The sequence below is a fragment of the Brevibacillus sp. NRS-1366 genome, assembly GCF_050467985.1.
The window spans coordinates 37,337-59,727 of record NZ_JBITPN010000038.1; the positions used below are offsets into that span (position 1 = coordinate 37,337).

Annotated in this window: 22 protein-coding genes and 1 riboswitch; of the genes, 16 read left to right on the forward strand and 6 right to left on the reverse strand. The window is 50.4% G+C overall.

Annotated elements, in window-relative coordinates; genetic code table 11:
* The first annotated feature begins 5 nt into the window (after positions 1 to 5).
* The 3 genes from ACIFQN_RS25510 to ACIFQN_RS25520 are packed head-to-tail and all read left to right on the forward strand — an operon-like array spanning position 6 to position 2,877.
* Positions 6 to 1,085 carry a tartrate dehydrogenase gene (locus ACIFQN_RS25510; RefSeq protein ID WP_429835840.1) on the forward strand — a complete coding sequence of 360 codons (1,080 nt, stop codon included), beginning with the start codon at positions 6 to 8 and terminating at the stop codon, positions 1,083 to 1,085.
* A gap of 37 nt (positions 1,086 to 1,122) precedes the next feature.
* On the forward strand, positions 1,123 to 1,890 hold the full coding sequence (locus ACIFQN_RS25515) for an electron transfer flavoprotein subunit beta/FixA family protein (RefSeq protein WP_429835841.1): 768 nt from the start codon (positions 1,123 to 1,125) through the stop codon (positions 1,888 to 1,890).
* 12 nt (positions 1,891 to 1,902) lie between these two features.
* The gene (locus tag ACIFQN_RS25520) at positions 1,903 to 2,877 is read left to right on the forward strand and encodes an electron transfer flavoprotein subunit alpha/FixB family protein (protein ID WP_429835842.1); all 975 of its coding nucleotides are present in this window, start codon (positions 1,903 to 1,905) and stop codon (positions 2,875 to 2,877) included.
* A 59-nt stretch (positions 2,878 to 2,936) separates the two neighbouring features.
* On the opposite strand, the gene ACIFQN_RS25525 is transcribed toward ACIFQN_RS25520, so the two are convergent.
* From ACIFQN_RS25525 to ACIFQN_RS25540, 4 genes are all read right to left on the reverse strand, one after another.
* Positions 2,937 to 3,620 (reverse strand): zinc metallopeptidase, encoded by a 684-nt coding sequence (locus ACIFQN_RS25525; protein ID WP_429835844.1) that lies wholly within the window; start codon positions 3,618 to 3,620, stop codon positions 2,937 to 2,939.
* Between the two features lie 216 nt (positions 3,621 to 3,836).
* Positions 3,837 to 8,369 carry a glutamate synthase-related protein gene (locus ACIFQN_RS25530; RefSeq protein WP_429835845.1) on the reverse strand — a complete coding sequence of 1,511 codons (4,533 nt, stop codon included), beginning with the start codon at positions 8,367 to 8,369 and terminating at the stop codon, positions 3,837 to 3,839.
* A 245-nt stretch (positions 8,370 to 8,614) separates the two neighbouring features.
* On the reverse strand, positions 8,615 to 8,755 hold the full coding sequence (locus tag ACIFQN_RS25535) for a hypothetical protein (protein ID WP_429835846.1): 141 nt from the start codon (positions 8,753 to 8,755) through the stop codon (positions 8,615 to 8,617).
* Positions 8,756 to 8,863: 108 nt separating this feature from the next.
* Positions 8,864 to 10,156 carry a glutamate-1-semialdehyde 2,1-aminomutase gene (locus ACIFQN_RS25540; protein WP_429835847.1) on the reverse strand — a complete coding sequence of 431 codons (1,293 nt, stop codon included), beginning with the start codon at positions 10,154 to 10,156 and terminating at the stop codon, positions 8,864 to 8,866.
* A 151-nt stretch (positions 10,157 to 10,307) separates the two neighbouring features.
* Between ACIFQN_RS25540 and ACIFQN_RS25545 the strand changes: the two genes are divergently transcribed.
* From ACIFQN_RS25545 to proS, 6 genes are all read left to right on the forward strand, one after another.
* Entirely contained in the window at positions 10,308 to 11,150 is an 843-nt protein-coding gene (locus ACIFQN_RS25545; protein ID WP_429835848.1) for a protein phosphatase 2C domain-containing protein, read from the forward strand.
* Positions 11,151 to 11,253: 103 nt separating this feature from the next.
* Positions 11,254 to 12,264, forward strand: coding sequence for an ABC transporter ATP-binding protein (locus ACIFQN_RS25550; RefSeq protein WP_429835849.1), 1,011 nt, complete (start codon positions 11,254 to 11,256; stop codon positions 12,262 to 12,264).
* Positions 12,257 to 13,051, forward strand: a complete 795-nt coding sequence (locus ACIFQN_RS25555) for an ABC transporter permease (protein WP_429835851.1) — start codon at positions 12,257 to 12,259, stop codon at positions 13,049 to 13,051. The genes ACIFQN_RS25550 and ACIFQN_RS25555 overlap by 8 nt, the downstream gene beginning before the upstream one ends.
* A 3-nt stretch (positions 13,052 to 13,054) precedes the next feature.
* On the forward strand, positions 13,055 to 13,852 hold the full coding sequence (locus ACIFQN_RS25560; RefSeq protein WP_429835852.1) for an ABC transporter permease: 798 nt from the start codon (positions 13,055 to 13,057) through the stop codon (positions 13,850 to 13,852).
* A 322-nt stretch (positions 13,853 to 14,174) separates the two neighbouring features.
* A riboswitch (FMN riboswitch) is annotated at positions 14,175 to 14,330 on the forward strand.
* 253 nt (positions 14,331 to 14,583) lie between these two features.
* Positions 14,584 to 15,195 (forward strand): ECF transporter S component, encoded by a 612-nt coding sequence (locus tag ACIFQN_RS25565; protein WP_429835853.1) that lies wholly within the window; start codon positions 14,584 to 14,586, stop codon positions 15,193 to 15,195.
* A 346-nt stretch (positions 15,196 to 15,541) separates the two neighbouring features.
* A complete protein-coding gene (gene proS, locus ACIFQN_RS25570) occupies positions 15,542 to 17,008 on the forward strand; it encodes a proline--tRNA ligase (protein WP_429835854.1) in 1,467 nt (488 codons plus the stop codon).
* Positions 17,009 to 17,071: 63 nt separating this feature from the next.
* On the opposite strand, the gene ACIFQN_RS25575 is transcribed toward proS, so the two are convergent.
* Both ACIFQN_RS25575 and ACIFQN_RS25580 read right to left on the reverse strand, forming a co-directional pair.
* The gene (locus ACIFQN_RS25575) at positions 17,072 to 17,713 is read right to left on the reverse strand and encodes an HAD family hydrolase (RefSeq protein WP_429835855.1); all 642 of its coding nucleotides are present in this window, start codon (positions 17,711 to 17,713) and stop codon (positions 17,072 to 17,074) included.
* A 68-nt stretch (positions 17,714 to 17,781) separates the two neighbouring features.
* Positions 17,782 to 18,399: a helix-turn-helix domain-containing protein gene (locus ACIFQN_RS25580; RefSeq protein WP_429835856.1), complete on the reverse strand. Its 618-nt coding sequence runs from the start codon at positions 18,397 to 18,399 to the stop codon at positions 17,782 to 17,784.
* Between the two features lie 367 nt (positions 18,400 to 18,766).
* On the opposite strand from ACIFQN_RS25580, the gene bcp reads away from it, so the two are divergent.
* Genes bcp through ACIFQN_RS25615 form a run of 7 tightly spaced genes read left to right on the forward strand, consistent with a single transcriptional unit; the run spans position 18,767 to position 22,380 of the window.
* On the forward strand, positions 18,767 to 19,237 hold the full coding sequence (bcp, locus tag ACIFQN_RS25585) for a thioredoxin-dependent thiol peroxidase (protein ID WP_429835857.1): 471 nt from the start codon (positions 18,767 to 18,769) through the stop codon (positions 19,235 to 19,237).
* A 44-nt stretch (positions 19,238 to 19,281) separates the two neighbouring features.
* Positions 19,282 to 20,334: a M42 family metallopeptidase gene (locus ACIFQN_RS25590; protein WP_429835858.1), complete on the forward strand. Its 1,053-nt coding sequence runs from the start codon at positions 19,282 to 19,284 to the stop codon at positions 20,332 to 20,334.
* 9 nt (positions 20,335 to 20,343) lie between these two features.
* Positions 20,344 to 21,105 (forward strand): class I SAM-dependent methyltransferase, encoded by a 762-nt coding sequence (locus ACIFQN_RS25595; RefSeq protein ID WP_429835859.1) that lies wholly within the window; start codon positions 20,344 to 20,346, stop codon positions 21,103 to 21,105.
* 40 nt (positions 21,106 to 21,145) lie between these two features.
* Positions 21,146 to 21,697: a cob(I)yrinic acid a,c-diamide adenosyltransferase gene (locus ACIFQN_RS25600; protein WP_429835860.1), complete on the forward strand. Its 552-nt coding sequence runs from the start codon at positions 21,146 to 21,148 to the stop codon at positions 21,695 to 21,697.
* Positions 21,687 to 21,809: a hypothetical protein gene (locus tag ACIFQN_RS25605; RefSeq protein ID WP_429835861.1), complete on the forward strand. Its 123-nt coding sequence runs from the start codon at positions 21,687 to 21,689 to the stop codon at positions 21,807 to 21,809. The genes ACIFQN_RS25600 and ACIFQN_RS25605 overlap by 11 nt, the downstream gene beginning before the upstream one ends.
* A complete protein-coding gene (locus tag ACIFQN_RS25610; RefSeq protein ID WP_429835862.1) occupies positions 21,806 to 22,099 on the forward strand; it encodes a hypothetical protein in 294 nt (97 codons plus the stop codon). The genes ACIFQN_RS25605 and ACIFQN_RS25610 overlap by 4 nt, the downstream gene beginning before the upstream one ends.
* On the forward strand, positions 22,087 to 22,380 hold the full coding sequence (locus tag ACIFQN_RS25615) for a GNAT family N-acetyltransferase (RefSeq protein ID WP_429835863.1): 294 nt from the start codon (positions 22,087 to 22,089) through the stop codon (positions 22,378 to 22,380). The genes ACIFQN_RS25610 and ACIFQN_RS25615 overlap by 13 nt, the downstream gene beginning before the upstream one ends.
* Positions 22,381 to 22,391: the final 11 nt, after the last annotated feature.

Sequence of the window (22,391 nt, forward strand, 5' to 3'; positions counted from 1 at the left end):
GAGCCATGAGACATTATTCGATTGCTCTGATTCCAGGCGATGGGATTGGTGTAGACGTAATACGCGAAGGAAAAAAAGTACTGGATGCTGTCTGCGAGCTGGACGGCGGTGTTTCACTCGATTACGAGAGCTTTGAATGGAGCTGCGAGTATTACGCGAAGCATGGGAAAATGATGCCTGATAACGGGCTTGAAATACTGAAAAACTTTGATTCCATTTATCTCGGTGCGGTAGGGTATCCAGGTGTTCCGGATCACGTCTCGCTGTGGGGGCTGTTATTGCCGATTCGCCGATCCTTCCAGCAGTACATCAACATCCGACCGGTCAAGCTGTTGCGCGGACTCAAATCACCATTGGCTGAACGGACTCGCGAGGATCTCGATTTCATCGTCATTCGAGAAAATAATGAGGGTGAATATTCGAGTATCGGCGGTCGCATGTACGAGGGCACGGATCAGGACATGGCGATTCAAAACAGCGTATTTACAAGGCAGGGCGTGGAAAAGGTGCTCCGCTATGCGTATCGGCTGGCACAGGAAAAGAGCAAGCGTAAGCGGCTGACCGCTGCGACCAAGTCGAACGGGATTAATCACACCATGCCGTTCTGGGATGAATACGTGCAAAAAATAAACAAAGAGTATCCCGAGATCGAGACGAGTACGGTTCACATCGATGCCCTCTGCGCTTACTTCGTTTCCAAGCCGGATACGTTTGATGTCGTGGTCGCCTCCAATTTGTTCGGGGACATTTTGACCGATCTGGGAGCAGCTATCGTTGGAGGAATGGGGATTGCTCCTTCAGCCAATATCAATCCGGAAAAGAACTACCCGTCCATGTTTGAGCCAGTGCATGGATCTGCGCCAGATATCGCAGGAAAAGGGATTGCTAACCCGGTAGCGGCTATCTGGTGCGCGAGCATGATGCTGGAGCATTTGGGCGAAGCCAGATTGGCAGAGGCTGTCATGCAGGCAGTAGAGGATGTATTGGAGGAAGGCAAGGTCGTGACCCCCGATCTCGGAGGGAAAGCCACTACAGAAGAGATGGGTGACCTCATCTGCGAAAGATTAAAAATACACGCTAGATAGAGAAATGAAGCAATAACAAAGAGGGCGAGAGAGAACAATGAATCTGATCGTTTTGCTCAAACAGACATTTGATACGGAAGAGAAGATCGTCATCGAGTCGGGTGCGATCGCGGAAAACAGTGTGGAGTATATCGTCAATCCCTATGATGAGTATGCGATTGAGGAAGCCATCCAGTTGCGAGAGGCGCATGGTGGAGAAATTACGGTCATTTCAGTGGGGCCGGACAGGGCGGAAGCCGCTTTGCGTACAGCGCTCGCGATGGGGGCTGACAAGGCAGTGCTCGTAGACGATGAAGGTCTGGCAACAGACGAGTACAGTACAGCTCTTATTTTGGCAGAAGTGCTGAGAGAGCGGGAGTACGATATCATCCTGGGCGGAAATCTCTCTATCGACAATGGCTCCGGCCAGATAGGTCCGCGTCTGGCTGATCTGCTGCAGATCTCGCAGGTGACGACAATCACCAAGCTAAGCATAGAAAATGATCGAGCCGTGGCAGTACGGGATGTGGAAGGCGATAGTGAAACGATCGAGGTACCTTTGCCAGTCGTTGTTACGGCTCAACAAGGATTGAATGAACCGCGCTATCCTTCCTTGCCCAACATCATGAAAGCAAAGAAAAAGCCGTTGGAACGCTTGACACTTGATGACCTCTCCATAGAAAAAGAGCATCTGCGGCCAAGAACGGCAGTGGTGGAAACCTTTTTGTTACCGAAAAAAGAGGCAGGTCGTGTCTTGGCAGGAGCTGTGGAGCAACAAGTACAGGAATTGGCAAACTTACTGCGGACCGAGGCTAACGTCCTATAGGGGGAAAACGAGATGGTGAGAAACATACTGACAGTAGCAGAAACAAGAGACGGCAGTTTGCGTAACGTTTCTCTGGAGATCCTGGCAGCAGCCGAACGATTGACGGATGGGGGAGAAATTACTGCAGTCCTGTTCGGCAGCGAAAGCGCTAAGTATGTAGAAGTGCTGGGACAATACGGTGCGCATCGTGTGGTCACTGTGAATAATCGGGAGCTGGACAACTACACGACAGAAGCATACTCGCAAGCGCTTTTGCAGGTGATTGATAGCGTCAAAGCGGATGCCATCCTGATGCCGCATACCGCATTGGGCAAGGATTTGGCTCCCAGAATCGCAGCGCGGCTGGGCCTTGGATTGGTGTCCGATGTGACGGATATCAAGCTTGTCGATGGTGAAGTGCTTTTCACGCGTCCGATCTATTCAGGGAAAGCATTTGAACAAAAAAGAATGGTGGAGGGAATTCCTTTTGCCACGATTCGCCCTAACAATATACCGATTCGCGATACAGGCGTTTCGACAGCTGTAAAGATCGAATTTTCCGCCGATATCAAGGAGCTGCGAACAATCATCCGCGAGGTAGTTCGTAAAACGTCCGGAAAGGTAGATTTGACGGAAGCGAAAGTCATCATTTCGGGTGGGCGTGGAGTCAAAACGGCAGAGGGCTTCGCACCTCTGCAGGAGCTGGCGGACGTACTAGGGGGAGCTGTAGGTGCTTCGCGCGGGGCTTGCGACGCCGGTTACTGCGATTATTCTTTGCAGATCGGGCAGACGGGCAAGGTAGTTACACCGGATTTATACATCGCCGCAGGCATTTCAGGCGCCATTCAGCATTTGGCGGGCATGTCCAACTCCAAAGTTATCGTGGCGATCAACAAGGATCCGGAAGCGCCGATCTTCCAAGTAGCTGACTATGGGATCGTCGGTGATTTGTTCGAAGTGCTCCCGATGCTGACCGAAGAGCTGAAGCAAATGTTGTGTAAAGTATAGAGGAAACAAGAAAGGTACAGCTTCGATGAAGAAAGCTGTACCTTTTTGTATCCATATCATTAGTCGTCAGAGCTTCTGAAGATCATTACGTATTTCGCCAGCTCCAGAACAGAGATCAGCGCAGCAGCGACATAAGTCAGGGCAGCGGCACCGAGTACCTTGCTCGCGCCACCTTCCTCGCTATTGCGGATGAAGCCCATTTTGACCATCAGTTCTTTGGCACGGCTGCTAGCGTTGAATTCTACAGGCAGTGTGATCAACTGGAAGGCAACGGCTCCAGAGAAGAAAATAATCCCCAGCAGCAGAAGACCCGTCATTTTGAAAAAGAAACCAGCCAAAAGCAGTAATGGAGCCACACCAGAAACGAGATTGACTACTGGAAAAATGCGATGACGCGCAACCAGCATTGGGTAGGAAACCTTGTGTTGGATCGCATGACCGACTTCGTGACAGGCAACAGACAGAGAGGCAATAGAGTTGCCGAAGTAAACAGGATCGGACAGGCGAACGACGCGTGACATCGGATCATAGTGGTCAGTCAGTGTGCCTGGGATGTGTTCTACCGGCACGCTGGTCAAGCCATTTGCATCCAGCATCCGTCTTGCTGCTTCTGCACCGGTGAGACCGGAGGAAGTAGGAACATCTTCAAACTTTTTAAAGGTTCCTTTGACGCGAAATTGCGCCCAGAGCGACAGTCCGAATGCGATGAAAATCAGAAAATCCATGGGGTGAAAAAGAAACATCGAAAGCTCACTCCTTTTTTCTCTATTACAAAAGCATAAAAGCAATTTCTATTCAGTGTGTCCCATATCCATATATACGAATAAGCATCATGGCAGTTTCATATTTATTGTACAATCTCTGACCAATCTTGACAATATTAATAAACGCTTATATGTGTGAAAAAAGAACTCCCCCCAATAAAAGGGAGGAGCAGTAGAAGAAGATGTTTCAAGCGCTTATTCAGTAGATACTGACGGATCTGCTTGCTCTTTCTTCGGCGAAATCATCACGAAGTGGGATGCTGCTTCGTCGATCCATTTTTGCACACGACCAGCTGTTTCGTATTGCTCGGTTGCGAGCAGTTCTTCCTTATAGGCGCCGAGCAGCTCCTGCACATCGTCGACACCTTGCCCATCCAGGCCGTAGAGGAAGACCTTGGCTCCTTTGGCGATACGGCGCTCCAATGCAGCCTGATCAAATCCCATTTCCGGGTTCAGCTTGACGTAGACGACGCCCCCGGTCATTCCTGCGCAAATCCATGGGCCCGGGTCGCCCAGAACAACGGCGCGTCCGTTTGTCATGTATTCAAAGGCAAAGCCTTTTAGATTAGCGCGGGAACCGATACCGCCCAGTTCGTCCTGGATTGGCTGCGTGATCTCTCCGCCAAAGACAATATCAGCTCCAGAGAGGCGGATGCAGGCCCGGGAATCGGCATTGCCTTGTACGACAAACAATCCTTTTTGTGCACCATAGCAGAAGCTTTTGCCGACAGAGCCATTGACATAAACGCCTTGCAACCCTTTTGCTTTCAGTATGGAGACACGACCGCCGAAGCTCGTTTTGCCGACGCCATCCTGTGCGCCACCTTCGACACGGATATTGACGCCTTGAACGTTGTAAGCAGCCAAACCGTTACCTGGTACACTACCTGCGACAAAGTTGAGCGATACTTCTGGCAACGACGTGTAGCTGCCATCCAAATGATTTTCTACGCGTGCTCCAGCCCAGCGGCTGCCGAGTACTCGCTCTCCCGAGAGGATGCTGGTGAATGTCTCCTGAATGGGACGATCTGCGCTAAAATAACGGCTGGCTGTTTCGCTGGCGTGAGCACCTGCGGCTACGAGGACGCGTTCCTCTGCTTCGTCAACCACGGTGCTAGTCGCTGCTTGGTAGAGCGGATGCACCGCCAGAAGAGCGGTCAGGTCGATTTTGTCCAATAGGCGCTTTTGTACGAGAAGGTCAGAGCGTCCGACCAGATCCTGTGCACGGGTAAAGCCGAGAGCAGCGGTGATCCGGCGCACTTCTTCGCCAAACAGGGTAAAGAACGTTTTGAGACCGGAAACAGCGAGATCACCTTGACGCGGTACGAAACGGCGCAGACCCTTTTCGTGTGCTTCCTCCACATTGTCGATTTGAGTGGCGATCCCTACGTGACAAGTATCCAGATGACAGCCGCGGCAGGTGGTGCAGCCTACAGCAATCATCGCGAGTGTCGCAAAGCCGATCCGGTTGGCGCCGAGCAGCATCAGCTTGACGACGTCTGCCGCACTCTTTACGCCACCATCAGCCCACAGCTCCACCTGATCACGCAATCCTGCTTCCAGCAGCGCGTTGTGAGCTGCTTTGACCCCGATCTCGGCAGGCAAGCCTACGTGCTGAAGCGCATGGACGCGGGCAGCGCCAGTTCCGCCATCGAAGCCGGAGAGCGTGATATAATCAGCACCCGCCTTGGCTACTCCGACGGCAATTGTCCCGATGTTTGGTACAATCGGCACTTTGACGCAGATTTTTGCCTTATCATTGGCTGTTTTCAGCTCGGTAATCATCTGAGCCAAGTCTTCGATCGAGTAAATATCGTGGTTGTTGGATGGCGAGATCAGGTCAGAGCCGATCGTTGCATTACGGGCTGCTGCGATTTTGGCAGTTACTTTGGAGCCAGGCAGATGACCACCTTCACCTGGCTTTGCCCCTTGCCCGATTTTGATTTCCAGCAAGTAAGCGGCGTTTGCCAGCTCCACGTTGATCCCAAAGCGACCAGATGCGACCTGGATGCCGCGTGTATTTCGGTAGCGACCGAGCATATCCTTGATCTCGCCGCCTTCGCCGTTCATGCAAATCATGTTGAGCTGGTCAGCCGCTTCTGGATAAGCCCGGAAGGCCGTTTCATTCTGCGATCCGAAAGACATGGACGAAATCAAGAATGGCAAGGAATGATCTCCTACACTGATATCTACCAGCTCAGGATCTACTTGTTCTTTTGCCTGTTCAAAATCAAAGTCGGCTACGTGACGGATGGCGATCGGATTTTCCCGTTCGTTTTCATCCAGCTTCAGGGCGTAGTCGGAGTACGGAATATCACCGGCGGCCATTTGCCCGATTAGCTTCCATAGCCTAGGGAAAATATGGAACGTTTTGGACTCGCGTGCTGTTTCACTGGTGAAATCGTGATAGCGGCGAATGCTGTCTTCCTCTAGATCGGCAAAAGACAGACCCGCCTCACTGGAGCCACAGAAGTTGACGATGCCAAGCGCTTCTGCTACTTCTTGGCGCAGACCGATTGCAGAGAAGAGACGGCCGTAGCCACGCAGCTCATGGATGCCGATAGTCGAGATGACTTTTTCCAATCCTTTGTTCAAAGCACTGTACAAGTTGCTGGCAGAGGCATCTCCATCTTTGGCAGCCGCTGTCGCGAACATCAAGTATGGCGAAACGGCATCAGCGCCGGAGCCGATCGAAAGCGACAAATCATGCAGGGAGCGGATCGCCCCGGAACGTAGAATCAGGCTGGCCCTGCGGCGCAGGCTGATCCCTTCTGTGTCAAACGAAGCCTTTAGAGCCTGATCGACGGTAGCGATTACGAGCAGCGGATCCATCCAGTATTTTTCTTGCTGATGTGCGTCTGTATCGTCGAGAATGAGCACCACTGCACCGTTTTTGACCGCTTGAACAGCCGCTTGCGTAAGCTGCTTCAATCCTTGCGCATAGCCTGTATCCGCTGTGAAATGCGTAGATAAAATTGAAATGCTGGTAGGGTGGTTGTTGAAGTAATGAATCACTTGCTCCAGTGAAAGCGTCCTTTGCTCTGCAGCGGTTCTTTGCAAGGCCTGCCCTTCGACGAGCAGCGGTGAAGGCAGCTCCAAGCGCTGATAGCTTCCCGATTTGGAGGAAAGCGGAACGCGCGAACCGATGACGACACGAGTGGAGAAATGCTCCATCTCCCGGTCGCGGTCAATCGCAGGGTTTGTTACGACTGCAACGCTTTCCTTCATGAAATCAGCCAGGTTTTGACGTTCCTTGGAAAGAGCACCGAGCGGACCGTCGTGACCGAGTGAACGAATCGGCTCCACCCCATTGGATGCCATCTGTTCGATCAACTGCACCTGCTCGCGATCCCAGCCAAATGCGCTGTACACGGATGAGGTAGGAGCGGCGATTTCCGGTTCTGTCGTAAGAACATCTGATTCGTAGAGGTAGTGAAGATGCTGACGTGAGCCCGCGCTCTCGATTTTTTGCGAAAAGCGCTCGTAAATGATTTGCTGGAGCTGGTGGTGCGCTATTACCTCCACATTTTTTCCAGGATGCAGGACAACGCCCACTTTTTCGCCAGGAGCAAGCGATTTAGGTTCACTTGCCATTTGATGAACGGGGATGACTCCCTGCTCAGAAGAGAAGTACAGCGAGGCAGGACCTTCCACCATCCAGAGCGGACGCAAGCCGAGAGCATCCACACTAAATACGCATTCGTTGGAATAGCGGGAAACGATCCCGGCAGGCCCTTGGGCAAAATGGCCCCAAGCTTGGCGCAGGTAAACGTATAGATCCTGCAGGTGAGCGGGAAGCAGCTTCATTTCGTGATGAATCGGAGGAAAGACGACTTCCATCGCTTCAAACAAGCTCAGTCCATAACGGTGTATGAACGTCTCAATGGTTCGGTTCATATTTTGCGAGTCACTGCCGCCATTAACGAGTGGAACGCCGAGCATTTGCGCTTCTTCTTCCAGTTTGCTGATCGTATTGATCTCTCCGTTGTGGCCGAGCAAGGAAAACGGCTGGACGCGAAAGAAATTGGACAGAGTATTGGTCGAGTAACGATTGTGGCCGACGGTTACGGAGGAGAGGAACTGTTCATCCGCCAGATCGAGAAAGTACGTAGGCAAAATGTTTGCAGCACCCATGACCTTGTAGGCACTGCTTACGGGACTGAGTGAAGCCACGTGGACATTGTGCGCGGACTCGATTGCAGTATGAATCTCAAACAGTTGTTTGCTATAATTGGCCTCGGTCAAGCCTTCTGTAGCGGCGATGGCGATTTGCCAGAATATTGGCTCATCTCTCTTGCCGTTTCGACCGAGCACGTCCGAGTTTACAGCATTTTCCCGTTCAAGCAAAATAGTGAGCTGATCGTTTGTGAACAGGGAGCGGATTTCTTCCTGCACGCTTTTCGCATCATGGCCGCCGCGCGGTACAAACACATGAGCTACGGCAAAGCGAGGATCATGAGCAAAATCTCCGTCCAGTCCTGCCTGATGCAAATATCTCGACCAGAGAGCGCGGGGAATGTCGGTCAAGATCCCACAGCCGTCCCCTTCGCCGTCGATAAAGCCAGAGCGATGCTCCATTTGAATCAATGAGCGAATGGTCTCATCTATATTTTTTCGAGTAGGCAAGCCTTGTTTTTCGATAATACAAATAATCCCACAGCTGTCATGTTCCATTCGATGATAATCGTGAAATTGTTCGATGGTTTCTTTTTGGTCTCTGTTCAGCATGATTTTCGGTCAGTAGCGACTGACCATCCACCTCCTATAAACAATTCTGAAACTTCTAATAATATTGTGTTGTTTAGAATATCATGAACATTCGCTCAGCGCAATAAAGCGAAAAGGGCCAAATCGGAATGTAAGCGTTTTACTGTTAAGAAAAGTTTTTTTGTCGATAAGAATCCAGACATGCCAACGTCAAAAAATAGACACATTCTCCATGGGAAATGGTGGAATGTGTCTATTTTAGGTGTCTACCGGTCGTGATTTTGCGTTTTGTGGTGTTCGGTCTTCCGAGGTTTTTGGAATCCGGTTACCTCTAACATTTTGCTGTTCATCTTGGAATCCAATGTTTTTTCAGGAGCTTGCGGGTAGGTCTTTTCACCTTTTGACACCAGATCTCCTCCTTCAGAATATACGAAACATCCGTTAGTATTTCCCGAAAGAGGAGCTCATGAAAGTGGCAATAGTTGGCTCCCTATTGTACCTCAACTACCCCCAGGTTATGCGTTCAGCTTTGCAAAAGCCCGGTCTACCGCAGCAATCGTTTTCTGAATATCTTCTTCCGTATGAGCTGTCGTGATGAACCAAGCTTCGTATTTAGATGGAGCAAGGCAAATACCCTCATCGAGCAAGAGGCGAAAGAAGCGGGCAAAAATCTCTCCGTCGGCTTTTTGCGCAGCATCGTAATCGTGTACAGGCTCGTCCGTGAAATAAACAGCCATTGCGCCTTTGACACGGTTGAGCTGGATCGTAACGCCATGTGTACTTGCCGCATGGCGAATGCCATTTTCTAGCATTGCACCGAGACGCTCGAATTCGTCGTATACACCAGGCTGCTTCAGTACTTCCAGGCAAGCGATGCCGGCACGAATGGAGGCAGGATTGCCAGCCATGGTTCCCGCTTGGTACGCTGGGCCGAGTGGCGCTACCTGTTCCATGATTTCCTGGCGACCGCCGTATGCTCCGATCGGTAGACCGCCCCCAATGATTTTTCCCAGAGCTGTCAGGTCCGGCTCAACGCCGAGCAGGTTTTGTGCCCCGCCATAGCAAAAGCGGAAGGCTGTGATCACTTCGTCGTACACAACTAGTGCACCTGCTTCATGAGTCAGTCGATTCACTTCCTCCAGGAAACCAGGCTCTGGCGTCACAATGCCGAAGTTGCCGACAATCGGCTCGACGAGTACGCATGCGGTTTCGTTACCCCACTTGCTTATCGCCTCGGCGAATGCTTCTTTATTGTTAAAAGGAACAGTGATTACTTCACTCGCAATGCTTTGCGGGATGCCGGCACTGTCTGGAATGCCCAATGTGGAAGGGCCAGAGCCAGCTGCCACCAGCACCAAATCAGAATGGCCGTGGTAGCAGCCGGCGAATTTGATGATTTTTACACGACCTGTGTACGCTCGGGCTACACGGATGCAGGTCATGACTGCTTCTGTGCCAGAGTTGTTAAAGCGGATGCGCTCCATGGAAGGAATGGCATCGCGAATCATGCCTGCGAAGGTGACTTCCCATGGTGTTGGCGTACCGTATAGCGTACCATTGGCCGCAGCTTCGCAAATCACTTTGGTTACGTGCGGGTGAGCGTGACCTGTGATGATTGGCCCGTACGCTGCTAGATAGTCAATATATTGATTCCCGTCCACGTCCCAGAAGTACGCGCCACTGGCACGCTCCATCGTTACTGGGGCACCCCCGCCTACAGCCTTGAAGGATCTGGAAGGGCTGTTTACCCCACCTAGAATCACGTCCATGGCTTGTTCGTGCAGCTGCGCGGATCGTTCACGTTTCATGCGTAATCCCTCTTTTCTTGTCAAAAAAGTCCTTCATTATCTTACCACAGCAAATGGACGGGTGGGTATGGACGGAGAACTATAGATCAATAAAAGGAAAAATGATACAATTTTTGGGCAAATCACAACACATAGAAGGCGGTTGTCCACTATGAAACTCGAATGCCTTTCGATCAAAGGGAGCAGCAATATCAACGAGGATGCCTATGTCATTCATCAGGCCAAGCGTGTTTTTGCCGTTGTAGATGGTGTATCTTCTCTCGTCCCGTATGAAGACGAAGCGGGACAGACAGGTGGAGCCATTGCAGCTGAGCTCGTCCGGCGTCATCTGGAAGAATTGTCGGATGAAGTGGGGCTGCAGGACGCCCTCGTCATGGCAAATGAACGGCTGCGCGATCGCATGAGTAAGAGTCAGATCGACCTGACAAAAAAGGAAGCTTTGTGGGGAGCAGCATGTGCTGTGGTTCGGGTAGGAGATGCGCATTTGGAATACGCCCAGACCGGTGACTGTATGATTTTTGCTGTTTATGCAGACGATACGGTACGTCCTTTGACGTATCCACAGGTCAGCCATTTAGAGAGCACGGCTTTTGCCAAGTGGGAGGAAGGGATCGCCCAAGGCTTGCAGACGCGCACCGAGCTGCTTGGGCAATGCATGGATATTTTGATTCATAATCGCTATCAGGCAAATGCGCCAGGGGGTTACGGCGTATTGAATGGCGACGCTGCCTGTCGGGACTTTATCGAGTATGGGCGGATAAACCGTATCGAAATAAAGGCGCTGGTGCTATTGACCGATGGACTTTTCCTTCCGCGTCCCTGTGGCGGAGTCGAGCCAAATTGGGCGGAAACAGTTTTGCCGATCGTCCACAAAGGATTGCAGCGCTATACAGACGACCTCTTGACGCTAGAAAACAGTGATCCCGAATGCACCGCTTTTGTCCGCTTCAAAAAATCAGACGACAAGACCGGAATTGTACTGTATTTGGAGTAACAGTTTGGTGCAGTTTGCCTTTTGCACAATTCCGTGAGCTCATATACACTAACAGGTGTTGTCAACGAAGATATAAGATGATGTTCAAAAAGGACGGTTTTCCATGATTCAAGTAAATCATTTGCAAAAGGAGTTCCGCATTCATCAAGCCAGATCAGGCCTTGGTGGTGCTTTTCGTGATTTGTTCAGCCGTGAATACAAAACAGTAAAAGCGGTGAACGATCTTACCTTTACCGTAGAAGAAGGCGAGATGTTTGCACTTATCGGGGAAAACGGTGCAGGCAAATCGACGACGATCAAGATGCTGACGGGGATTCTGACCCCGAGTGATGGCGAGATCGTGATCAATGGCTACGTTCCTTTCAAACAACGGGAGGAATATGTACGCTCGATTGGCGTCGTCTTCGGACAGCGCTCGCAGCTTTGGTGGGATTTGTCCCCGCTGGAGTCGTTCCGTCTGCTCAAAAGCGTCTACAAGGTTGATGAAACAGAGGGAGAGAAGTGGCTGAACCGCTTGATTGAAGAGCTGGAAATCACACCGTTTGTCAGTCAGCCAGTACGCAAGCTAAGCCTGGGGCAGCGGATGCGCTGCGAGGTCGCTGCCTCTTTGATTCACAAGCCGCGCCTATTGTTCCTCGATGAGCCGACTGTCGGACTGGACGTACTGGTTAAGCAAAAAATCCGTGAGTTTTTGCGCAATCTAAACGAGACGGAACATATGACAATCCTGTTGACCACCCATGATGTCTCGGATATCGAAGCGCTATGCAAGCGCGTGCTGGTCATGGACAAAGGCAAGCTGATTTTTGACGGTCTGCTAAATGACCTGAAAGAAAAGTGGGGCAATGGCACAGAAGTATCGTTCCAGATGAAAAAGCGCACATCGGCAGAGGATCTGCGCCGGGCTTTGGGGGATATGCCCTGTCAGATCGAGCAGGTCAACGATTACGCTCTCAGTGTAAAAGTGGCGCGCAGCCAGGAAATGATGCCGTTTGTCTTGTCCACCGTCATGTCTACTTTTGAAGTCAGTGACGTCAAAATTCTGGAAACGAGCACGGAGGACATTGTACGCAATATTTACTCGACAGACAGCGAGGTAGCAAGCCATGCGTAAGCTGTACATGGAACTGATTCGCATGCGCTTTTTGACCATGCTGGCTTACCGGGTGAACTACTATAGCGGCATCATCATCTACGCGATCAATATCGGAGCGTACTACTTTTTATGGGGAGCCATCTACGGCGGGCAGCAGCAGCTAGGCGGTCTGTCAGTTGAGCAGATGACCTCTTATGTGGCGATTGCCTGGATGTCTCGGGCTTTTTATTTCAACAATATCGACACGGAAATTGCCCAAGACGTGCGAGAGGGCAAGGTCGCGATCGAAATGATCCGACCCTATAATTATCTTTCCGTGAAAACAGCGCAGGCATTCGGGGAAGGGATTTTCCGGTTTCTGTTTTTCGCCGGACCAGGGATCTTCCTCATTAGCCTGATTATACCGTTCACCTTCCCGGCTACTGCGACGGGATGGGGCTTGTATCTCATAAGCCTGATGTTTGCCTTTTTGATCAACACGCAGGTGAACCTGTTGACGGGTTTGTTCACTTTTTTCCTGTTCCGCAATGACGGCATGATGCGGGCGAAGCGGGTCGTCGTCGACCTGATGTCCGGTCTCGTGCTGCCGATCAGCTTTTTTCCGGGATGGGCACAGACTGTTATGGGCTTTTTACCGTTTCAGGCGATTAACTACTACCCCAGCTTGATCTTTACAGGGGCGATCACTCCTTCCCGGGCGTGGGAGCTGATCGGATTTCAGGTGATCTGGATGGTCGTGATTCTGGTTCCCATCTTGCTTCTCTGGCGCAGAGCCAAAAGCAAGCTGGTCGTGCAAGGAGGGTAGATCATGCAAAACATCAAGCATATCATCGGCATTTTCGCAGACTACCTGAGTCAGTATTTTAAGACAAGGCTCGCCTACCGGGCCGATTTCCTCGGCGATCTGGTTTCTAATCTGATTTCTGAGCTGATCAATCTGGTGTTTATTATCGTTGTGTTTACACATGTTCCGATGATGAAGGAGTGGACGCGCGACGAAATCATCTTCATCTACGGATTCTTTCTGGTTCCGTATGCGCTATTCTCGATGTTCTTTGGCTTCTGGGACTTCAACGAGCGCTACATCATCCGCGGGGAGATGGACCGCATCCTGACCAGACCGATTCACAACTTGGCTCAGGTCTGTCTGGAATCCATTGCTCCCGACCGTATCTTTGGTGTTATCACAGGGTTGATCATTATGGGCTACGCGGCCATTTCGCTCAAGCTGTCCTTTTACTGGTACGACCCGCTCATTTTTATTGGGCTTGTCATTAGTGGTGCCCTGATCTATGGGGGAGTGTACACAGCGATCGCGGCCGTCAGCTTTTTCTCCGACTCGCGCACAGGGATTGCCCCGATGATTTACAACATTCAGCAATACGGGCGCTATCCGGTGGATGTGTACAACAAGGTCATTCGCTTTGTACTCACTTACGTACTGCCATTTGCATTTGTCGGTGTCTATCCGGCAGCTTACTTTTTGCGCAAAGAAGTTTGGTATACGTACGCGGCACTTACGCCACTGATGGCCGTCATCTTTTTTGGGATCGGTTTGTTAGTTTGGAACTGGGGTGTCACGAAGTACAGGGGAGCGGGGTCATAGGGACGAGAATCAAGGCACCCCTGTAGGGCATACCTTATATAGGGAAGCATTTTAAGAGTAAGGTAGGCATGTAACAAAAAAAGACCGCCCGGCTGCAACCGGAACGGTCTGTACAATAGTCGCTTCTCACAAGGTGGCGGCTCAATACTGGATGTGAAATAGACCGCAGAGCTGTCAACTCAAGGGCGGTCTATTTCTTTTTGGTCAAGGCAACTATTATTCCGACTAAAAACATCGGAAAAACGTGTTGAAAGTGTCGTTTTGCCACTTTCCACTATTGTCAAATCAAAAAACAGCAGTATAATATGCTTTATACAACTACACATTCCTTCGGGGCAGGGTGAAATTCCCGACCGGCGGTGATCATGCCTTGTGCGTGTTAAGCCCGCGAGCCTCCCGAGCTTGTAAGTAGCGACGGAGTGCAGGATCTGGTGCGATTCCAGAGCCGACAGTACAGTCTGGATGGGAGAAGGATGACGACAGTACGTTTTACACACGTGCTTGTTTGCCTGTGCAAACGGGATGGGACGCAGGGGTACTTTGGGTTTGAAAAAACCGCCCTATTGTTTCTTGTACCCATTTTTGCGCGTGCTTTTGTCATACGCCTGCATTAGCCCTGAGGACGACGTCTCCTCAGGGTTTTTTGTTCGTTTGCAAAGCGTCAGGACGTGTGGATCACGATTGCTGTTGCCATTCCTCAAGAAGGAGAATAAGCTGAGGAGATGGTACACATGAAAGAAACAGCGCTGCATACTTCACGCTCGCGCTCAACCCAACGGCTGGTGACGATTCCGATGCTGGCTGCGGTTGCCTTTATTTTGCAATACTTGGAGGTTCCGATTCCGCTGACGCCCAGTTTTTTGAAGCTGGACTTCAGTACGCTGCCAGCCTTGATCGGGGGACTCATGTACGGTCCTATAGCAGGCATCATCATTGAGGTATTGAAAAATACGCTGCACCTGCTCTTTAAAAATACAGATGGCCTTTTAATCGGTGAGCTTGCCAATGTAATCGCGGGAGCCAGCTTTATCCTGCCAGCGATTTATATGCAGCGATTGGGCCTGGGGAAAAAAGGTTTCCTGACAGGTCTTGCACTCGGCACGCTCTTGATTACAATCGTGATGGCAATCGCCAATGCTTACGTTTTGCTGCCTGCTTACGCTGTCCTGTATCAAATGCCGATTGAGCAACTGCTCCAAATGTTCAACGCGACAAGCATCTGGTCACTCGTCTTGGTAGGTATCGTGCCGTTTAACATTTTCAAGGGTGCTGTCATTTCTTTGGTTGCTTATCCGATCTACGTCAAGCTCGGCTCACGAATCGCTGTACGTGCCACAAATTGACAAGAGCTGCGTGACTTGTTAACATATCTATTTAAATAAGACTTACGTAAAAATAAAGGCAATGAAAGGACCCGCAGCTATCCCCTGGTCACAGAGAGTCAGCTCTAGTCTGGAAGGCTGATACACAGGCATACCTGCACCCCACCCCCAAGCTGCTGGCGAAGAGCCATGCCGGATGCCCCACCGTTATCGGGACTTTTGAGCGGACTGAACGTTTTGTGTTTCAGTCAATCAGGGTGGTACCGCGGATGTTGATCCTCCGTCCCTATTGTGGGATGGGGGATTTTTGCATTTCCAAAAGAGAATTCAAAAAGTCCGGGCAAAGCCAAAAAAGGAGCGAATATCGATGAAAGAGGAAAAAGCATTTGTAAAAGAGATTACGCCACAGGCTGAAGATTTTTCGCGCTGGTACATCGACGCAATCAAGAAAGCGGATTTAATGGATTATACACCAGTGCGCGGCTGTATCGTATTCAAGCCGGACGGGTTTGAGCTGTGGGAACGAATCCAGGAGGCGATGAACAAGCGCTTCAAGGAAACGGGCCACCGGAACGCCTATTTTCCGATGTTGATTCCTGAGTCTTTTTTCCAAAAAGAAAAAGAGCATATCGAAGGCTTCAATCCAGAGCTGCCATGGGTGACAGAAGCGGGTGGAGAGCAGCTGGAGGAAAAGCTGGCGCTGCGCCCTACGTCGGAAACGATTATCGGCCATATGTACAGCCAGTGGATTCAAAGCTACCGCGATCTCCCTATCCTGATCAATCAGTGGGCAAACGTATTCCGCTGGGAAAAGCGGACGATGCCTTTCCTCCGAACATCGGAGTTCCTATGGCAGGAAGGTCATACGGCTCACGCAACAGAAGAAGAAGCCCGTCAAGAGACGATGCAAATGCTGGAGATCTACAGAGAGGTCGTCGAGCAGGAGCTGGCCATTCCGGTCTGGAAGGGACAAAAAACACCGAGTGAACGTTTTGCGGGTGCAGTGGACACCTATTCGATCGAAGCGATGATGAAGGATGGAAAAGCCGTGCAGGCAGGCACCTCCCACTATCTGGGGGATAAATTTGCGCGCGGCTTTGAGATCAAGTTCTTGGATCGCGACAACCAATTCAAGTACGTCCATACGACATCGTGGGGATCCTCGACTCGCCTGATTGGCTCCATGATCATGGTCCATGGTGATGATCGCGGTCTGGCGCTGCCACCGCGGATGGCTCCTACACAAGTAATTATGATCCCGGTTGGCCCGATGAAGCTGCGCGAAAAAGTGATGGAGGCATTCGATCCGCTCTTTGACGAAATCAAAGCCGCAGGCGTGCGAGTCCGTGCTGATTTGCGCGAAGAAACGCCAGGCTGGAAATTCAACGAGTGGGAAATGCGCGGAGTACCGCTGCGTCTGGAACTGGGCCCACGCGATGTGGAAAACGGGCAAGTCATCCTCGCCCGCAGAGATACGGGGGAGAAAGTAACGGTGTCTCTGGAGGGAATTGCACAGACAGTGATCGGACTGCTGGAGGAGATTCAGCAAAACATGTTCCAGAAAGCGTTGGCCTATCGAGATGCCAACTCCCATCTGGATATGGATACGCTGGAGCAATTGTCGGCCCATATCGCCAAAAGCGAGAGCGAAAATACGACGAGCGGCTGGGTGCTCGCAGGCTGGTGTGGGGATGATCAGTGTGAGGCACAAGTGAAGGAAGAAACCAAGTTTACGACCCGCAATATACCGTTTGAGCCGCCAGTAACGAAACAGACTTGCATCTGTTGTGGAAAAGAGGCGCAGCATACTGTCTGGTTCGGACGGGCGTATTAGTCAAACGAAAGGGTGTGTTCTTCAGGCTCGTGAGAACGCACCCTTTTCTTTATTGACGCGATACTAGATGTGAGCGAGCACCCATTTCGTAAAATCCTGGACATCCGTAAACAGGAAGTCAGGCGCTGGATCAAAGCTGCCCGCTTTTTGTGAGACGAGCAGCCAATCGACTCCTACCGTTCGCAAGCCAGCGGCCCGACCTGCCACGACATCAGCATCGCTGTCTCCCACAAAGATTGCCTCTTCTGGAGTGGTCCCTAGTTGCTGCAGCGCTGCCAAAATCCCTTCTGGATGAGGCTTGGGCTGGGTGACTTCATCGCCTGTAATGACAACGTCGAAATACTTCTCCAGTCCCCAGGCAGAGAGTGAAATATCTGCGCTTTTGCGCCCTTTTCCCGTGACGATGCCCATTTTGATGCCGGCAGTTTGAAAAGCCTCAAGCATGCGAACAATTCCATCTGGATTTTGCACACGTTGATGCTCCCCCGTGTACACATCGAAAAAATAGGTCAGGGCAGCATCGTGTTCGTGATCCGGAAGCTTGTTTTTCAAAATCTCGGTCTCTGTGGGGCCAAAGAGGGCGACAATTTGTTCATCGGTGTAATGCTCCTGTAAATAATGCTGGAAGGTAGAGCGAAAAGCAGTAAAAATGAGAGGAAGTGTATCCGCAACCGTGCCGTCAAAATCAAACAAGATCGTACGCATGGGCAGTCCTCCTATTGGATGACAATAAAGAAAACCATCTCACTCGATGGTTTTCTTGGGTGTACTTATTACTCTTCTGAATCGTTAAATGGTTCTTCTGGATCATCTGTCGGATCAGCAGGAGTCAATGGAAAAAGAACGTCAAAAAACTTGAACTTGCGGCGTCCTTCTTCGTTTTTAAGGCCTTTGTACTTGTGAAGCAGTTCACTAATTTCTTCAACCAGTTGATTGCGTTCTTCTTGGCTCAAATAAAATTCAGTCAGGTTGAACGCGAAGGTATGCTTGTACTCCTTACGTACATCCCGATCGCTTGCTACAAAACGATTGAGTGTGCGCATGAGATCCTTTTCCGTGGTCCGGAAAGGGGTAAACATGACGTCGCTCAATTGTTGTGCATTTTCTTCAATCATGAGTTGAAGCTTTACTTGAATCACCTTGGCAACCGGCTCGTAGTATTTCTCAACGATGGAACCTTTTACGCGAGTATCTACCTGTTCCAACAAACCAACGCGTACTAATTCCTTCACATGATAGTGAAGACGAGCAGCGTTTTCGCCCAGTTCCGTAGCGATTTGTTTGGCTGTCCGTGGCTCCAAATCCTCGAAAAGTTCCAAAATCTTAACTCGTTCGGCTATGGCAAGGGATTTTAGTGCTTCGGGGTCCGTTACCTCAAAAAACTCTTTCATGCATTTCTCACCATCCAACTGACTAGGCCAAATTTTTTTCGTATAGGAATGTTTAAGTATTTCACAATGTGAGTGCTACGTTACTTAAACGTTCCGGAACGCATAACAAGGTGCCTTTTGCGTTCGCACCCGGCATTACTTCAGTAAAACCTTCCTCCAAAACAAGGTTGCTCATTAGCGAGCAGGCCATGATCCGACACGGTCGCTCTTCACTGGTGCATTCCTCGATAGAGGTTTTTTAATTTTTCTTAATTAATTCTAGCGTTTTCTGATTGAAAGCGCAACGTGTATACAGATGAAGTGACTGTCAGGTTGTGGTAAAATGGGACAAGTAAATTCCAGGACTTTTGTCGAAAGAAGGGATAGCATGGCCGCAATCGGACAAGCTGCGCCTCTGTTTACCTTGCAGGCGAATGATAATCAGACGATCTCACTTTCCCAGTTTCACGGAAAAAATGTTGTGCTTTATTTTTATCCAAAAGATATGACACCGGGTTGCACAACGGAAGCATGCGATTTTCGTGATTACCACCCTATGTTTTCCGAACTGGATACAGTCGTCCTGGGAATCAGCCCGGATACTGTGAAATCACATGATAAGTTTATTGCCAAGCATGAGCTGCCGTTTACGCTCTTGGCGGACCCTGACCACGAGGTAGCCGAAGCCTATGGGGTATGGGTATTAAAGAAAATGTACGGACGGGAGTATATGGGGATCGAACGCTCCACGTTTGTCATTGATAAAGAAGGCAAGATCGCCAAAGCATGGCCAAAGGTAAAAGTAAAGGGACACGTACAGGAAGTGCTCCAATTTATTAAAGAAGAACTAAAAAAGTAATTAGGAAGACGAATGATCGCTGTCCGCGAATGGAGGAACGAAAGATGAGCGTGTCAACAGAGTATGTAGTGGAGTCTTTTTGCCAATTAGCCAAAATCGCCAGTCCATCTGGCAATACCCAAAAAGTGATGGCATGGGTGGCGCAGGAGCTGGAAAAGCTGGGCGCTGAGTTTGTGCGCACGAACAAGGGAGCCTTGATTGCAACCGTTCCGGGAGAAAACACACAAAAAGCTCGATTGCTCACTGCCCACGTCGATACATTGGGTGCCATGGTAAAGGAGATCAAGAGCAATGGCCGCTTGAAGCTGACGTTGATCGGCGGATTTGAATTCAATGCAGTGGAAGGGGAACACTGCGTGGTGGAAACAGGCAGCGGGCGCTTAGTGACTGGTACCATTTTGTCTACAAAGGCTTCTGTTCATGTATACGGTCGGGAAGCTGGCAAAGCAGAACGGACGGATACAAACATGGAAGTGCGCCTGGATGAAAAAGTGACCAACAAGCAGGAAGTGCAGGCTCTCGGTATTTCGGTTGGCGATTTTGTCTCGTTTGATCCTCGGGTGACTGTGACTGAAAGTGGCTTCATCAAGTCACGCCATATTGACGACAAAGCGAGTGTTGCCATCCTGCTTGGCGTACTGAAATCGCTCTGCGAAACAGGGGAGAAGCTGCCGTACACTACACACTTTTTCATCAGCAACAATGAAGAAATCGGCTACGGTGGCAATTCCAGCATCCCAGCCGATGTCGTGGAGTATCTGGCTGTGGATATGGGAGCGATCGGCGATGGACAGACGACAGATGAATATTGTGTCTCCATTTGTGCCAAGGATTCCTCTGGACCGTACCATTACGGATTGCGCACACATTTGACCAAGCTGGCAGAAGCAAACGGTTTGAACTATCAGGTCGATATTTATCCTTACTACGGCTCGGATGCGAGTGCGGCGCTTCGTGCTGGATACGATATCGTGCATGGACTGATTGGACCTGGTGTCGATGCTTCCCATTCCCATGAACGGACACATAAAGAAGCACTCGACAACACAGCGAAGCTCGTTATGGCATACCTCCAATCAAAAGAACTGCAAGCATAGGAGGACCGTATGGGCAATATGTATCAGTGGGCCGATTATTACGATTTGACGCAGCACGGCGTAAACGGAGACGTTGAATTTTATATGGAGCAGGCCAAACTCGCCGGAGGCAAAGTACTCGAGCTTGGGTGTGGCACAGGACGGATTTCGATTCCGATGGCCCAGGCAGGCATTGACGTTACCGGAGTCGACCTATCCCAGGAAATGCTGGCCAAAGCAGAGAAAAAGGCACAGGAGCAGGGAGTCGCGACTGGTTTGAAGCTATTGCAGGGGGATATGCGCCAGTTTGATCTGGGTGAGTCCTTTTCGCTCATCATGATTCCATTCCGTTCGTTTCTACACCTGCTGCACATCCAGGAGCAAATGAAAGCTCTGACCTGCATCCGAAAGCACTTGGCGCCAGGCGGCAAATTCGTGATGAACGTGTTTGTGCCCAAGATGAATCACTTTCATGAAGAAAGTGAGAAGATGTCCTTGCGTGGAACCTACAAGCTACCGTCGGGTGAGGAAGTAGCGATGTGGGATTATACTCGCTATGACCACTTCCAGCAATTGTCTGAGGTGACCCGGATCTACGAGCGCTCAAATGCACAGGGGTTGGTGACGGAGCGAGTCACGGGACGTTTTACACTGCGTTACATTTTTCCTGCAGAGCTGCATCATCTGCTGCGCTTGAACGGATTTAAGGTCAAAGAGCGATATGGCTCGTTTGCCAAGACGCCGTTTGATGCCGGCAGCTCGGAATTGATTATCGTCGCGGAAGCTTTGTAAGGTCGATTGCCTAAGAAATAGGGAATGAGGAGGGAAATGGATGAAGATTTATACGAAATCGGGAGACAAAGGGGAAACCTCGCTGGTAGCGGGTGTCCGCGTACCCAAATTCGCAGACCGTGTGGAGGCCTATGGAACGTGTGACGAAGCAAATTCACAAATCGGGCTAGCTTTATCCCTTTTGCCAGAATCAGATGAGTGGAAAGAGCTGCACGATGTTTTTCATATCATTCAAACCAAATTGTTCCATGTAGGAGCGGAGCTGGCGACACCGGAAGGAAAAAAAGTGGGCTGGCCGATTGCCGAAGAAGACGTTACGTTCCTGGAAGAACAGATTGACACGCTCGATGCTGATCTACCGCCGCTGACCAACTTCATTCTGCCCGGAGGACATCCTGCGGCTGCTGCATTCCATGTTTCTCGTACCATCGTCAGAAGAGCGGAGCGCAAAGCCGTTCATGTAGCGCAGCAGGAACAAGTCAACAAAGCTGTTGTCAAATATCTCAACCGCTTGTCCGATTATCTGTTTGTTGTTGCTCGCCATGTGAACAAACAAGTCGGTGCCCAGGAAAAAACGCTGCATGAGTCGTGAACTGCTGCAGATTGTTGAAAAATCAGACATTGCATACAAAAGCATTATGACGCAAACCACGCTCATCTATCAGTACCTGTTACAGAAGGGCAAAAGGCAGAGGCAATCGTGAATGAGGTCGTCACCTTTTTTGAGGAGAAGGGAATTTTTCCACGCTTGTACATCTATCATTCGGAAAATCAAGATAGGTTGTTGGAAGTGTTGCAACGCCATGGCTTTCGGATTGAATCTTTGCCCTCGTCCATCCAGTTGTGGCAGGATGAGTTTGCGGTAGTTGACCCGTCACCTAGTATCACGATCGAGCCTGTCACCATGGACAACTACAACGATTGCCTGCTTGTGGAGTCTGTACCAGAGCTTGGCGGAAGAGAAATGCCTTTCAACATTATTTGCTGCGCGTAGATGGTAAGGCTGCCTCGTCACTTTGCTTGCTACGGTTAGGAGAGATTGTGCGGATTGAAAATGTGGCAACACTCCCTGGGTATCGAGGACGAGGTCTTGTTGGCTACCTCCTTCGACACGCGCAGGAGCTGTTTGTTCGATCTGGTGGATCTGAGCTCTGGGTGTGCCCGATTAATGAACGGGTGGAGAGGGTGTACAGCCGCTATGGGTTCGTAACGGTTGGCCAAATTCCTTTCCTGCACGCGTTTCGTGGCGGTAAAGGGGTCTTGGAAATTCGGTAATGATACTAGTC